General features: G+C 69.6%; 13 protein-coding genes and 1 pseudogene. 7 read left to right on the forward strand and 7 right to left on the reverse strand.

Going from position 1 to position 12811, the window contains the following annotated elements; translation table 11 throughout:
* Positions 1 to 6 precede the first annotated feature (6 nt).
* From KHC24_RS04435 to KHC24_RS04465, 7 genes are read left to right on the forward strand one after another with little or no spacing between them, the layout of a single operon-like run.
* Positions 7 to 1029: a DUF58 domain-containing protein gene (locus tag KHC24_RS04435; protein WP_213359699.1), complete on the forward strand. Its 1023-nt coding sequence runs from the start codon at positions 7 to 9 to the stop codon at positions 1027 to 1029.
* Positions 1026 to 1487 carry a DUF4381 domain-containing protein gene (locus tag KHC24_RS04440; protein ID WP_213359700.1) on the forward strand — a complete coding sequence of 154 codons (462 nt, stop codon included), beginning with the start codon at positions 1026 to 1028 and terminating at the stop codon, positions 1485 to 1487. Before KHC24_RS04435 ends, KHC24_RS04440 begins: the two co-directional genes overlap by 4 nt.
* Before the next feature lie 2 nt (positions 1488 to 1489).
* Positions 1490 to 2515: a VWA domain-containing protein gene (locus KHC24_RS04445; protein WP_213359701.1), complete on the forward strand. Its 1026-nt coding sequence runs from the start codon at positions 1490 to 1492 to the stop codon at positions 2513 to 2515.
* Positions 2512 to 3420: a VWA domain-containing protein gene (locus tag KHC24_RS04450; protein WP_213359702.1), complete on the forward strand. Its 909-nt coding sequence runs from the start codon at positions 2512 to 2514 to the stop codon at positions 3418 to 3420. Before KHC24_RS04445 ends, KHC24_RS04450 begins: the two co-directional genes overlap by 4 nt.
* Positions 3417 to 4058 carry a tetratricopeptide repeat protein gene (locus tag KHC24_RS04455; protein WP_246546125.1) on the forward strand — a complete coding sequence of 214 codons (642 nt, stop codon included), beginning with the start codon at positions 3417 to 3419 and terminating at the stop codon, positions 4056 to 4058. The genes KHC24_RS04450 and KHC24_RS04455 overlap by 4 nt, the downstream gene beginning before the upstream one ends.
* A complete protein-coding gene (locus KHC24_RS04460) occupies positions 4055 to 5356 on the forward strand; it encodes a BatD family protein (RefSeq protein ID WP_213359704.1) in 1302 nt (433 codons plus the stop codon). Before KHC24_RS04455 ends, KHC24_RS04460 begins: the two co-directional genes overlap by 4 nt.
* Before the next feature lie 50 nt (positions 5357 to 5406).
* Positions 5407 to 7056, forward strand: coding sequence for an arylsulfatase (locus tag KHC24_RS04465; RefSeq protein ID WP_213359706.1), 1650 nt, complete (start codon positions 5407 to 5409; stop codon positions 7054 to 7056).
* A 176-nt stretch (positions 7057 to 7232) separates the two neighbouring features.
* On the opposite strand, the pseudogene KHC24_RS04470 reads toward KHC24_RS04465, so the two are convergent.
* The 7 genes and pseudogenes from KHC24_RS04470 to KHC24_RS04500 all read right to left on the reverse strand — a co-directional run bounded on the left by KHC24_RS04470 (position 7233) and on the right by KHC24_RS04500 (position 12790).
* Positions 7233 to 7666, reverse strand: a pseudogene (locus KHC24_RS04470) (DUF1810 domain-containing protein).
* Positions 7663 to 8106, reverse strand: a complete 444-nt coding sequence (locus tag KHC24_RS04475) for an SRPBCC family protein (protein WP_213359710.1) — start codon at positions 8104 to 8106, stop codon at positions 7663 to 7665. The pseudogene KHC24_RS04470 and the gene KHC24_RS04475 overlap by 4 nt, the downstream one beginning before the upstream one ends.
* Before the next feature lie 81 nt (positions 8107 to 8187).
* The gene (locus KHC24_RS04480; protein ID WP_213361127.1) at positions 8188 to 8892 is read right to left on the reverse strand and encodes an ABC transporter ATP-binding protein; all 705 of its coding nucleotides are present in this window, start codon (positions 8890 to 8892) and stop codon (positions 8188 to 8190) included.
* Positions 8885 to 9640: an ABC transporter ATP-binding protein gene (locus tag KHC24_RS04485; RefSeq protein ID WP_213359712.1), complete on the reverse strand. Its 756-nt coding sequence runs from the start codon at positions 9638 to 9640 to the stop codon at positions 8885 to 8887. The genes KHC24_RS04480 and KHC24_RS04485 overlap by 8 nt, the downstream gene beginning before the upstream one ends.
* Positions 9637 to 10602 (reverse strand): branched-chain amino acid ABC transporter permease, encoded by a 966-nt coding sequence (locus KHC24_RS04490; protein ID WP_246546230.1) that lies wholly within the window; start codon positions 10600 to 10602, stop codon positions 9637 to 9639. Before KHC24_RS04490 ends, KHC24_RS04485 begins: the two co-directional genes overlap by 4 nt.
* 45 nt (positions 10603 to 10647) lie before the next feature.
* Complete coding sequence (locus tag KHC24_RS04495) at positions 10648 to 11520, reverse strand: branched-chain amino acid ABC transporter permease (protein ID WP_213359717.1); 873 nt, start codon at positions 11518 to 11520, stop codon at positions 10648 to 10650.
* Positions 11521 to 11548: 28 nt separating this feature from the next.
* Complete coding sequence (locus tag KHC24_RS04500) at positions 11549 to 12790, reverse strand: ABC transporter substrate-binding protein (RefSeq protein ID WP_213359719.1); 1242 nt, start codon at positions 12788 to 12790, stop codon at positions 11549 to 11551.
* Positions 12791 to 12811: the final 21 nt, after the last annotated feature.

Consider the following 12811-nt stretch of genomic DNA (forward strand, 5'->3'; position numbering starts at 1 on the left):
GCGGCGATGGCAGGGAACGCCCATCCGGACGCCCGCGCCCAAGACGTTCGCGCCCAAGACGTTCGCGCCCAAGACGCTCGTGCTTATGTCACGCTCGACGACCTGCTGCGGCTGCGCCATCGCGCCAAGGGCTTCAGCTTCCTGCCGAAACAGCCGGTGCATTCGCTGCTGGCGGGGCGCCACGCCTCGCGGCTGAGGGGGCGCGGGCTCGAATTCGAGGAACTGCGCCATTATTACGAGGGCGACGACGTGCGCGCCATCGACTGGCGCGCCACCGCCCGGCTCGGCGAGCCGCAGCTGCGCGTTTATACCGAGGAGCGCGACCGGCCGGTGCTGCTGCTGGTGGACCAGCGGCTCGGCATGTTCTTCGGCAGCCGCCTCGCCATGAAGTCGGTGGTGGCGGCCGAAGCGGCGGCGCTGGCGGCGTGGCGGGTGACCTCGCTCGGCGACCGGATCGGAGGAATCGTCTTTTCCGAGAATGGGATGGACGAAATCCGCCCCCGCGCGCGGCAGGCCGCCATCGGACCGCTGTTCGACGCCATCGTCCGCCGCAATGGCGAGCTTCGGGCCGAGGACCCGCGCCCATCCGACCCTTCGCTGCTCAACGCCGCGCTCGCCAAGGTGCCGCAATTGCTGCCGCATGACGGGCTGCTCACCCTGATTACCGATGCGGCGGGGGCGGATGCCGAGACGGTGCGGCTGGTGACGCGGATCACCGCCCATAACGACGTGCTCACCGTCTTCGTCTTCGATCCGCTGGAGGCGGAGCTGCCGGATGTCGGCCGCGCCGTGGTCGCGGATGCAGGCAGCCAGATCGAAATTGACAGCGCCGGCAGTAGCTTACGACGCAGCTTCGCGGCCGGGTTCCTCCAGCGGCGGGAGGCGGTCGAGGGGTTTTCCCGCCAACGCGCCATCCCGGTGCTGCCGCTCTCCACCGGGCGCGACACCGCCGACCAGTTCCGCGAACTGCTCGGCCGGCGGCTGGCGCGATCGCTGACGGCGGGCCATCAGGCGAGTGCAGTGAGATGACCGATCAGGCCGATCTGTCGCGTCTCGCCGACATCGTCGTGCCGGCGCCGGTGCCGTGGTGGCCGCCGGCGCCGGGCTGGTGGATGCTGCTTGCCGCCCTCCTCGCCGGGCTGCTCATCCTGCTCGTTGCGGCGGTGCGGCGCTGGCGGCGAAATGCCTATCGGCGGGAGGCGCTGGCGGCGCTCGACCGGCTCGGCCCCGCCACCGATGCGGCGGGCGTGGCGGCCATCTCGGCGATACTGAAGCGGACGGCGCTGGTCGCCTATCCGCGCGCGCAGGTGGCGCCGCTTACCGGGCGGGCCTGGCTCGCCTTCCTCGACCGCACCTCCGGCACCGATGCCTTTACGGGCAGCGCCGCCAGCCTGGCGCCGGCAGTGTCCGGCGTCCCGGCCGGCGATGGCGCGGCGCTGCGGGCGGCGGCGCGGCGCTGGGTGAAGCATCACCGGGCGGAGGGCTAGCGATGCTGTCCTTCGCCTATCCCTGGCTCGCCTTGCTGTTGCCGATGCCGGCGCTGATCTATTGGCTGCTGCCGGCCTATGAGACCCGCCGTCCCGCCGTCCGGGTGCCGTTCTTCGCCGAGCTGGCGCGGCTCTCCGGGGCGCAGCCGCACGAGGGGGCCAGCATCGGCCGGCGCGGTTTCTGGCGGCTCATTGCTCTGGTGCTGTGCTGGCTGCTGGTCCTCGGCGCGCTGATGCGCCCGCAATGGGTGCTGCCGCCGATCCATCAGGATAGGCCGGCACGCGATCTGCTGCTGCTGGTCGACCTCTCGGCGTCGATGGACACGCAGGACTTCACCGACGCCTCGGGCAACAAGGTGAACCGGCTCGTCGCGGTGAAGCAGGTGCTGGACGATTTCCTCGCCCGCCGGCAGGGCGACCGGGTCGGCGTCGCCGTGTTCGGCAATGCGCCGTTCGCGCTGGTGCCGTTCACCACCGATCTCGGGCTCGCCCGGCAATTGCTCGGCGAGATGCAGGTCGGCATGGCCGGGCCGCGCACCGCCCTTGGCGACGCCATCGGCCTCGGCATCAACCTGTTCGCCGGCTCGACGGTGCCGGCCAAGACCATCATCGCGCTCACCGACGGCAACGACACCGCCAGCCAGGTGCCGCCGGCCGAGGCGGCGCGGGTGGCGCATGACAAGGGCATCGTCATCCACACTGTCGCCGTAGGCGATCCGGCGGCGGCGGGCGAGGAGAAGCTCGACGAGGCGGCGCTCAAGCAGGTTGCCGAACTGACCGGCGGCGGCTTCTACCGCGCGCTCGACCGCGACCAGCTGGCCGGAATCTATACCCAGCTCGACAGCATAGAGACGCGCAAGGTCGATACGGTGTCGTTCCAGCCCAAGGTCGAGCTGTTCTGGCTGCCGCTGGCGGCGCTCACGGCGCTGTCCATGCTGGTGCAGGCGCTGCGGCTGCTGCGCTGGCCGCGCCGGCGCACGGAGGCGACGCCATCATCCTCGTCCTCGTCCTCGGAGGCGGCGCGATGATGGACGGGCTCGCGCAACTGCATTTCCTGCGCCCGTGGTGGCTGCTGCTGGTACTGCCGGCGCTGGGCCTGTGGTGGCTGGGGCGGCGCGAGGCCGACACCACGGCGCGCTGGCGGCGGGCCATCGATCCCGCGCTGCTGCGCCATCTCATTATCGGCGGCGACGCCCGCCGGTGGCTGAACCCGGAAAACCTGCTGCTGGCGGCCTGGATCGTCGGCATTCTCGCCGTGGCCGGCCCGACATGGCGGCAGCTGCCATCGCCCTTCGCCCAGGCAGCGCGGCCGGCGATGTTCGTCGTCAAGGTCACGCCTTCCATGCTGGAGCGCGACCTCGCCCCGACCCGCCTCGACCGCGCCCGGCAGAAGATGGCCGACCTGCTGAAGCTGCGCGAGGGCGCGCCGACCGGGCTGGTCGCCTATGCCGGCTCGGCGCATCTGGTGTTGCCGCCGACGCCGGATGCCGCGGTGGTGGGCACGATGGCGGCGGCGCTGGCGCCCGATCTCATGCCGCGCCAGGGCGACGCGCTGGCCGATGCGGTGACGCTCGCTTCCGACGCCCTGCGGCGCGGCGGGCAGGGCGGCTCGGTGCTGGTCTTCGCCGATGCGGCGCCGGCGCTGGACGACGGCGCAGCGGCAGCGCCGGTGACGCTGTACGCCCTGCATCCGCCCGGACGCGATGCCGACCCCTCGATCGCGGTGGCGGCGGCGGCGCTTCATGCCGACGTCGTCGATCTGACCCTGGATGATGGCGATGTCGGCGATCTCGCGCATATCCTCGCCACCGCCGGGCCGCCGCCGCCGGCGCCGGGCGAGGGCGTGCAGTGGGAGGAGGCGGGCTATTGGCTGACGCCATTGCTCGCCCTTCTGGCGCTGCTCTGGTTCCGGCGCGGATGGGTGCTGGCATGAGCACATGGCGCGCTTTTGCCATTGTCGGCATGGCCTTGGTCGCGGCGCTCGGCGCCGGCGTCTGGGCGATGGGCTGGAAGCCGCTCTGGGCCAGCGCCGACCAGCGCGGGCGATATCTTTTCGAGCACCAGCGCTGGGCCGATGCCGCGAATGCCTTCCGCGACCCGATGTGGCGCGGCGTGGCGCAGATGCGCGCCGGCGACTTCAAGGCGGCGGAGGCTTCCTTCGCCGGCGTCGACACCGCCGACGGGGCGTATAATCAAGCCAATGCATTGGTGATGCTCGGTAAATATGACGAGGCGGTAAAGCGCTACGACCACGCGCTGGAGCGGCGGCCGGGCTGGCCTGAGGCGCAGGCCAATCGCGAGATCGCCGCCTTGCGCGCCGAGCGGCTGAAGGCGCCCGGCGCCGATGCCGGCGACCAGCGCGAGGGCGCCGACCAGATCGTCTACGACAAGGACGCCAAGAACCCGGAGGGCCAGGAGACGCAAACAGCCGGCGCGCTGATGAACGATGAAGCCGTGCGCGCGTTGTGGCTGAAGCGGGTGCGCACCGAGCCGGCGGATTTTCTGCGCGCACGCTTCGCCTATCAGCTGGAGCAGCAGGCCGGCACGCAGAAAGGGAGCGGTGCGCCATGAGAACGATGCTGGCTCTGCTTCTGCTGATGCTGGCCGGCCCGCTCGCGGCGCAGGAGGCCGCGCCCTCCGCTGCCGCGTCGCCCGCTGCGGCTCCATCCGCGGCGCCGCCGGTGGTGGTGCGCGAGGGGCTCGACCCGGCTTCGGGCGCGGTGGTCGGCCAGCATGTGACGCTGCATGTCGACGTGCTGTTTCCGGGCGCCATGGCGCATCCGCCGCGCGTCAGCCTGCCGGACGTGCCCGGCCTGCAGATCATCCGTTTCGAGACGCAGGGCACCACGATGCGCGAGAGCATCGGCGGCAACGCCTATGTCGGCCAGCGCTTCGAGTTCGCCCTGTATCCGCGCCGTGGCGGCGGCTTCGACATTCCGCCCGCCGCGGTGACGCTGCTCGACCGCGAGGGCGGCGAGACCGGCAGCGCGCAGGGCCAGCAGGCGCGGCTCGAGGTGAGCGTGCCGCCGGGCGTCGATGCCTCGCAGCCTGTCGTCGCCACCCGCCGGCTGACATTGGACGAGCAATGGGCGCCGGTGCCGACGGGGCGGTTCAAGGCGGGCGATGCCGTGGTGCGCACCGTCACCCGCAGCGCCGAGGACATTCCCGGCCTCGCCATGCGCGATCTCGACATCGCGGCGCCGGACGGCGTGCGGGTCTATGCCGATCCGCCGGATATCGAGGACCGCAGCAATCGCGGCGTCGTCACCGGCCGCAGGGTCGATCGCATCACCTATGTCTTCGCGCAGGGCGGCCGCTTCGTGCTGCCGGCGATGGCGCAGCCCTGGTGGGATCTCGGCACGCGCAGCCTGAAGAGCGCGGCGGCGGCGGCGGTGACGGTGGATGTCGCGGCGACACCGGCGGCGGCTGGCGGCGCCGGCCACGGGAGCTGGAGGCGCCTGGCCTGGCCGGCAATCGGCCTGGCCGTGCTGATCGTGCTGGCCTGGGGAGCATGGCAGGTGAGGGCGCGGCGGCGGGCGCGGGGCGCCGATCCCGAGCGCGCCGCCTTCGCCGCGCTGCGGCGCGCCTGCGCCGGGACCGATGCCGACGAAATCTATCGCCGTTTCTCCTCCTGGACGAGCCAGTTGCCGCCGCAGCGGCGCCAGGCGGCCAATTGCGAGGCGGGCACGCTTCAGGCGGCGCTGTTCGCCGCCGGCACCCCGCCATGGACCCACGAGGACTCGCGCCTTCTGCTGGCCGGCCTCGAGACGCTTCGCCGGCGGCACCCGCCTGCCGGCCCGCCGGCGGCGCTGCCGCCGCTCAATCCCGCCACGCCGGCCCACGGGGTCGGATGGAAGGTAAGTTCATGAAAAACAAGAAAATTATCGAAGCCCCCGCAGGACATTAAGGAGAGACACATATGTCGACGGACAACACTGGCACGCCCGCGAATGGCAGAGTGAGCCGCCGCTCGCTGCTGGCGGGTTCGACCGCGCTGGTCGCCGCCGCGGCGGCGATCGGGACGGCGTCGCAGGCTGCCGCGCAGGGGCAGCCCGCCGCCGGCGCTTCCCCTTCCGGCAAGGCGCCGAACATCCTCGTCATCTTCGGCGACGACATCGGCGTCTCGCAGATCAGCGCCTACACCATGGGGTTGATGGGCTATCGCACGCCGAACATCGACCGCATCGCCGCGGAAGGCGCGATCTTCACCGATTCCTACGGCCAGCAGAGCTGCACCGCCGGCCGCGCCTCCTTCATCCTCGGGCAGGAGCCGTTCCGCACCGGGCTGCTCACCATCGGCATGCCGGGCGACCCGCATGGCATCGCCGACTGGATGCCGACCATCGCCGACGTGATGAAGACGCGCGGCTACGCCACCGGCCAGTTCGGCAAGAACCATCTCGGCGACCAGGACCAGCATCTGCCGACCAATCACGGCTTCGACGAATTCTTCGGCAATCTCTACCATCTCAACGCCGAGGAGGAGCCGGAAGGCTATTTCTACCCGAAGGATCCGGAGTTCCGGAAGAAATACGGCCCGCGCGGGGTGATCCATTCCTATGCCGACGGCCGCATCGAGGACACCGGGCCGCTCAACACCAAGCGCATGGAGACCATCGACGAGGAGTTTCTCGGCGCCGCCAAGGACTTCATCGACCGCCAGCACAAGGCGGACAAGCCGTTCTTCGTCTGGTTCAACTCGACCCGCATGCATGTCTTCACCCACCTCAAGCCGGACAGCAACGGCAAGACCGGCAAGGGCATCCACGCCGACGGCATGGTCGAGCATGACGGCCATGTCGGGCAGCTGTTGAAGCAGCTCGACGACCTCGGCATCACCGAGGACACCATCGTGCTCTACACCACCGACAACGGCGCCGAGCTGGCGCTGTGGCCGGATGGGGCGATGACGCCGTTCCATGGCGAGAAGGGCACCACCTGGGAAGGTGGCATGCGCATCCCGATGATGGTGCGCTGGCCGGGCGTGGTGAAGCCGGGCTCGCAGATCAACGACATCGTCACGCTGATGGACTGGATGCCGACCTTCGCCACCGCGGGCGGCCTTCCCGACCTGAAGGAAAAGATGAAGACCGGTTTCCAGGCCGGCTCCAAGACCTTCAAGGTGCATCTCGACGGCTATGATCTGACCGACCTGCTGAAGGGCACCGCGCAGACGCCGCCGCGCGACGTGATGTACTACTTCGACCAGGGCGGCAACCTCAATGCCATCCGCTGGAACGACTGGAAGCTCAGCTTCGCCGTCGCCAGCGAGGGCAACATCGCCACCGCCACCCGTGAGCAGCCGAGCTGGGCGCTTATCGAGAACCTGCGCATGGACCCCTACGAGCGGGGATCGAAGGAAGGCGGCGGCGCGATGGAATTCATTGCCCGCAACATGTGGCTGCTGGTGCCGATCCAGGGCAAGGTCAAGGAGCTCTTTGCCGACTTCAACGACTACCCCTTCCAGGAAGGCAGCACGCTCAATCCGAGCGGCATCAATTACGGGATGCTGAAGCAGCAGGCCGCCATGAAACGCCTGCAGGACGTGGAGCGGCTGGCCCCGCGCTAGGCGTCGACCATTGCGCATGGCGTGGCGGCGGCTCATCGCTGCCGCCACGCTTCGGCGAGGTCCCGAGTTGACTGCTGGCCGGTGCCATCCGGCGGGGCCGTGGCGGGCGGTTCGTCGATGTCTCTGCGATCCGCTCGGCAGCGCCGTTCACCAGGCGATCAGGTGGCCCGATGTCGTCAGGGCGCGGCCAGCCGTTCGAGCGTGCCGGGATCGGGCGCGCCTTGATAGAACTGGCGCAGCCCTGCTTCGAAAAGCTGCGCATCGTCCGGCGCCGGCGCCGCGGCCCGGAACAGCGTCAGGCAGGAGCGGAACTTGAGATCGTCCGGCGTGCCGAGGATCTCCCGAACCGGCATGCCGGTGTGCCGGAGCAGCGCGCGCACATGGCGCCGCAGGCGTTCGCGAGCACGGGATCGGCGAGATAGCGCCGCGCCTGATCGAGATCGGCGAGGGCGAAGAACCGGGCGTTCGGCGAGGAGCCGAGACCGGCCAGCTGCGGAAAGACGAACCACATCCAATGCGTCCGCTTGCGGCCGGCGGCCAGCTCCGCCTCGACCTGCCCGATCACCGGGTTCTGAGCGGTGACGAAGCGCAGGAGATCCGCATCGGTCATGTCGCCGCCAGCCGCTCCGTGAGGCTGGAGAAGAACTGGTCGGCCAGCTTGCGCGAGGTCGCCTGCACCAGGCGCCCGCCCAGCGAGGCGAGCTTGCCGCCGATCTCGGCCCTGGCGACGTAGCTCAGCACAGTTTCCTCTCCATCGGCGGCGAGCGTCACCTCGGATGCGCCCTTGGCGAAGCCGGCGACGCCGCCATTGCCCTGGCCGACGATGCGGCAGCCCTGTGGCGCATCGATGTCCTGCAATTCGACGGTGCCGGCGAAGGTTGCCGAGACCGGGCCGACCTTGAGCTGCACCGTGGCTTTGAAGCTGGTCGGCGAGGTGCGCTCCAGCTCCTTGCAGCCGGGAATGCAGGCCTTCAGCGCCTCGACGTCGAACAGCGCGGCCCAGACCGCCTCGCGCGACGCCGCGATGCGGTGTTCGCCGGTAATATCCATGGATGTCCTCCGAAGCCGCCCAAGTCTTGTTGGATCGCGTTCTCTCGACGCGATCCGGTATCCACGTCGCTCAAAAATGCTCTAGACCGCGCAGTAGCGTTCCTGAATGGCCTTGTCGGCGAGCAGCGCCGCCGCGGTGCTGTGGTGGACGATCTCGCCCTGGTCGATGATGACGGCGCGGTCGGCGAGCCTGAGCGCCCATTCGACGTTCTGCTCCACCAGGAGCAGCGTCACGCCCTCATCGCGCAGGCGGCGGAACAGCGCGCCCATCTCCTCGACGAGGACCGGCATGATGCCCTCCGACGGTTCGTCGAGCAGGATCATGCGCGGGCCGGCGATCATGGCGCGGGCGATGGCGAGCATCTGCTGCTCGCCGCCGGACAGGGTGACGCCCTGCTGGTCCAGCCGTTCCTTCAGCCGCGGGAAGGTGCGGGCGATCTCGTCGATGGCCGCCCGCTCGTCGATCGCCCCCTTGGCGGCGAGCAGGCCGAGCTGGAGGTTCTCCCGCACCGACAGCCCCGGCACGATCCGCCGCTCCTCCGGCACATAGGCGAGGCCGAGGCGGAAGCGGGCATGGGCGGGCAGCGCCAACAGCTCGGTGCCGGCGAAGCGCACCGCGCCGGTCGCCTTCGGCATCAGCCCCATGATGGAGCGGATGGTGGTGGTCTTGCCGGCGCCATTGCGGCCGACCAGCGCCACGATCTCGCCCGGCTCCACTGCCAGCGACAGGCCGTGCAGCACATGGCTGGCGCCATACCAGGCGTTCAGGCCCTCGATCTCAAGCATAGCCATCGTTCTGTCCCAGATAGACGCGGCGGACCTCGGGGTCCGTCTGGATGTGCTGCGGGCTGCCATCGGCGATCAGCCGGCCGTGATGCAGCACGAGGATGCGGTCGCTGAGGCCGAGGATCATCTTCATCTTGTGCTCGACCAGCAGGATGGTGCGGTCGGCCGCCAGCTTCTCCAGGAGCGCGACCATGTCGCGGGTCTCCTCCGGTCCCATGCCGGCGGTCGGCTCGTCGAGCAGCAGCAATTCGGGATCGGCGACCAGCGCGATGGCGATCTCCAGCGCCCGCTGCTGGCCGTGGGCGAGGAACTTCGCCGTCACCGCCCGCCGCCCGACGAGCCCCACCGCCGCCAGCGCGGCATCGGCGCTGTCGTCGAGCTCGGTCATCGCCGCGCGGTTGCGCCAGATGTCGTAGCGGGTGCGGAAGGCCTGCGCGGCGACGCGGACATTCTCGTGCACCGACAGCTCCGGGAAGATGTTGGTGATCTGGTAGGAGCGGGCGATGCCGAGATGCACGAAACGGTGCTGAGGCGTGCCGGTGATGTCGCGGCCCTTGAAGCGGATCGCGCCGGTGGAGGGCGCCAGCACGCCCGAGAGCAGGTTGAAGAAGGTGCTCTTGCCGGCGCCGTTGGGGCCGATGATCGCGGTGACCTTGTTCGGCTCGAAGGCGGCGGTGACACCCTCCAGCGCGACGAAGCCGCCGAAGCGCCGGCCGATGTTCTCGACCGCGAGAAGCGGCGTGCTCATCGGCCGGCCCTCCAGGCGATGAGCGTGCCCCAGATGCCCTTGGGCAGGAACAGCACGAACAGGATGAACACGGTGCCGACCACGATCTGCCAGTGCGGCGTCCACAGCGCCACCACGTCCTCCATCAACAGGAAGGCGAGGGCGCCGACGAAGGGGCCGAAGAAACTGCCGGCGCCGCCGAGCAGCGTCATCATCACGATCATGCCGGAGGTCTGGATGCTCAGCGTATCCAGCGGCACGATGGCGAGGTGCAGCGCGAACAGCGTGCCGGCCAGCGCGCAGACCAGCCCCGACAGGGTGAAGGCCATCACCTTGGTGCGCTCGACATCGTAGCCGCAGGCGCGCGCCCGGGTCTCGTTCTCGCGGATGGCCTCGATCACCGCGCCGAAGGGCGAGGCGAGCACGCGCGAGACCAGCCACAGCGCGACGGCGGCGAACACCATCAGCACGTAGTACTTCTTGACCGGATCGAGGAAATCGACCGACCAGCCGAACAGCTCGATCCGGGCGACGGTGAAGCCGCGCAGGCCGTTCTCGCCGCCGGTGATCGAGGACGATTGCAGCGCCGCGTAATAGACGAGCTGCGCCAGCGCCAGCGTCACCATCGAGAAGTAGATGCCGCGCGTGCGGATCGAGAGCAGGCCGACGGCGAAGGCCAAGGCGCCGCCGACCAGCATGCCGAACGGGATCGCCGCGTACCATGGCAGGCCGAGCTGGCCGATGCCGAGGCCGGCGGCATAGGCGCCGGCGCCGAAGAAGGCGGCATGGCCGAAGGACAGCATGCCGGTATAGCCGAACAGCAGGTTGTAGCCGACGGCGAGCAGCCCGTAGATCAGCACGTTGACGGCCAGCGCCTGCGAGGGCAGCACCCAGGGCAGCAGGCACAGCACCAGGATGGAGAGCGGCACCCGCCAGGCGGTGAGGCGGGCACGCCAGCCGCGATGGCCGGTCGGCCCGGTCATCACCTCGGCGATGGAGTGGACGGAGGCGGTCATGTCGGGATCTCCTCACGCCCGTCCGGGCTTGCCGAACAGCCCCTGCGGGCGGACCAGCAGCACCAGGGCCATCAGGGCGAACATCACGATGGTCGCCATTTCCGGGGCGAACAGCGCCGTCATGCTGATGGCGATGCCGATGAGCAGGCCGGCGACCACGGCGCCGACCAGCGAGCCCATGCCGCCGATGACGGTGACGACGAAGGCCTCCGCCAGCACCAGCGCCCCCATTTCCGGATCGACGCTGCGCATCGGCGCCGCGAGTACGCCGCCGAGCGCGGTGAGCCCGACGCCGAGGCCGAACACCAGCAGCCAGACCTTCGCGACATCGACGCCCAGCACCCGCATGATCTGCGGATCGCGGGCGCCGGCCCGCACGATCAGGCCGAATTTGGTCTTCTCCAGCCCCAGCCAGAGCAGCAGCAGGACCACCGCCACCACGCCGACGACGAACAGGCGGTAGATGGGAAAGTAGCCGATGCCGAGATCGGCGACGCCCGCCAGCTCCGGCGGGGTGGGGAAGGGCATGCCCTCATTGCCGAACAGGATGCGCACCGCCTCCACCAGCACATAGGCGAGGCCGAAGGTGAGCAGCAGCGGATCGTCGATGGAGCGCTTGTAGAGCGGGCGGATCAGCACCCGCTCGATCAGCATGCCGAAGGCGCCGACGAGCAGCGGGGCGAGGAGCAGCCCCCACCAGAAGCTGCCGGTGAGCGAGGCGATCCAGAGGCCGGCATAGGCACCGACCATGAACAGCGCGCCATGGGCGAAGTTCACCACGCCCAGCATGCCGAAGATGATCGACAGGCCGAGCGCGACCATGACCAGGATCGCGCCGAGCGCGACCCCGGAAAACAACTGCATGGCGATGAGTTCGGCATCCATCACGGCGCCTCCCTGACGAGGTGGCGGTTCACGACGGGAAGCCGAGCTCGGCGCAGCTGCGCAGGATGTCCTCCGACGCCGGCTCGACCGCCAGGATGCGGAACGGATCGGCCTCTTCCGGCGTGTCGGCCTTGGCTTTCGATTCCAGCACCAGCACCGACTGCACCGACTGGTGGTCGCATTTGCGGTAGTGCTGCGGCCCCTTGGCGACGTCGTAGGTGAGCCCCTCCAGCGCCGCGATCACCTTGTCGGTGTCGGTGCCGCCGGCCTTGGCCATGGCGAGCAGCAGCGAGGAGACGCCGGTATAGCCATAGGCGCCGTAATCGGTGGGGTAGGCGCCGGAATAAGCGGCCTTGTAGGCGTCGTTGAAGGCTTTCGCCGAGGGCAGGGTGTCCTGGAGCCGCCAATAGTAGTTGGCGCCGCCGACCACCCCCTCGAAGGCCTCGGCGCCGATGCCGAGGCGCTGGGTGTAGAGCAGCACCGGCACCACGATCCTGTCCTGCTTGTTGAGGCCGAAATCCACCGCCTGCTTGATCGAATTGGCCTGGTCGCGGCCGAAATTGCAGATGCACAATATGTCCGGCTTCATGGCGCGCAGCCGCGGCATGAAGGTCGAGTAATCGGGAGCGCCGATCGGGTGCAGGATCTCGCCGACGCTGGTGGCGCCGATCGCCGCCTGCGCCCGCTTGAAGCCGCGCAGGATCTCATGGCCGAAGGCGTAGTCGGCGACGAGATAGGCGATCTTCATGCCGGGCTTGAAGGTGTGCTTGGCGACGGCGGCCGTGGTCATGTGCGGGTTCAGCGCCTCGTGGAAGGTGAAGCGGCTGAAGTCCTTGACCTCGTTGATGGTGTCGGACTGGCTGATCGAGACGAAGATCACGCCGCGGGCGCGGGTGACCTCGTTGATCGCCAGCTGCACCGCGCTCGACAGCGAGCCGACCACGGCGTGGACCTTCTCCTTCTCGATCAGCTCCAGCGTGCGGGTGGCGGCCTCGCCGGCGTTCAGCTTGTCGTCGCGGACCAGGAGCTCGACCTTGCGGCCGGCGATGCCGCCCTTGTCGTTGACCAGCTTGACGGCGAGCTCGGCGCTGCGGACCTGGTCCTTCGCCTCGGCGGCATAGGGGCCGGTCAGCGGGGTGGGGAAGCCGATGCGGATGGTCTCACTTTGCGCGCGCAGCAGGCCGGGCATGGCGAGCGTGGCGGTGCCGGCGGCGAGGCCGGCCAGCGCGTGCCGGCGGGTGATGGGAAGCGTAGGCAGGCCCTTGGTCATGGTTTCCTCCGCAGATTGTCA

This window comes from Ancylobacter defluvii (assembly GCF_018390605.1).
Lineage (GTDB): Bacteria > Pseudomonadota > Alphaproteobacteria > Rhizobiales > Xanthobacteraceae > Ancylobacter > Ancylobacter defluvii.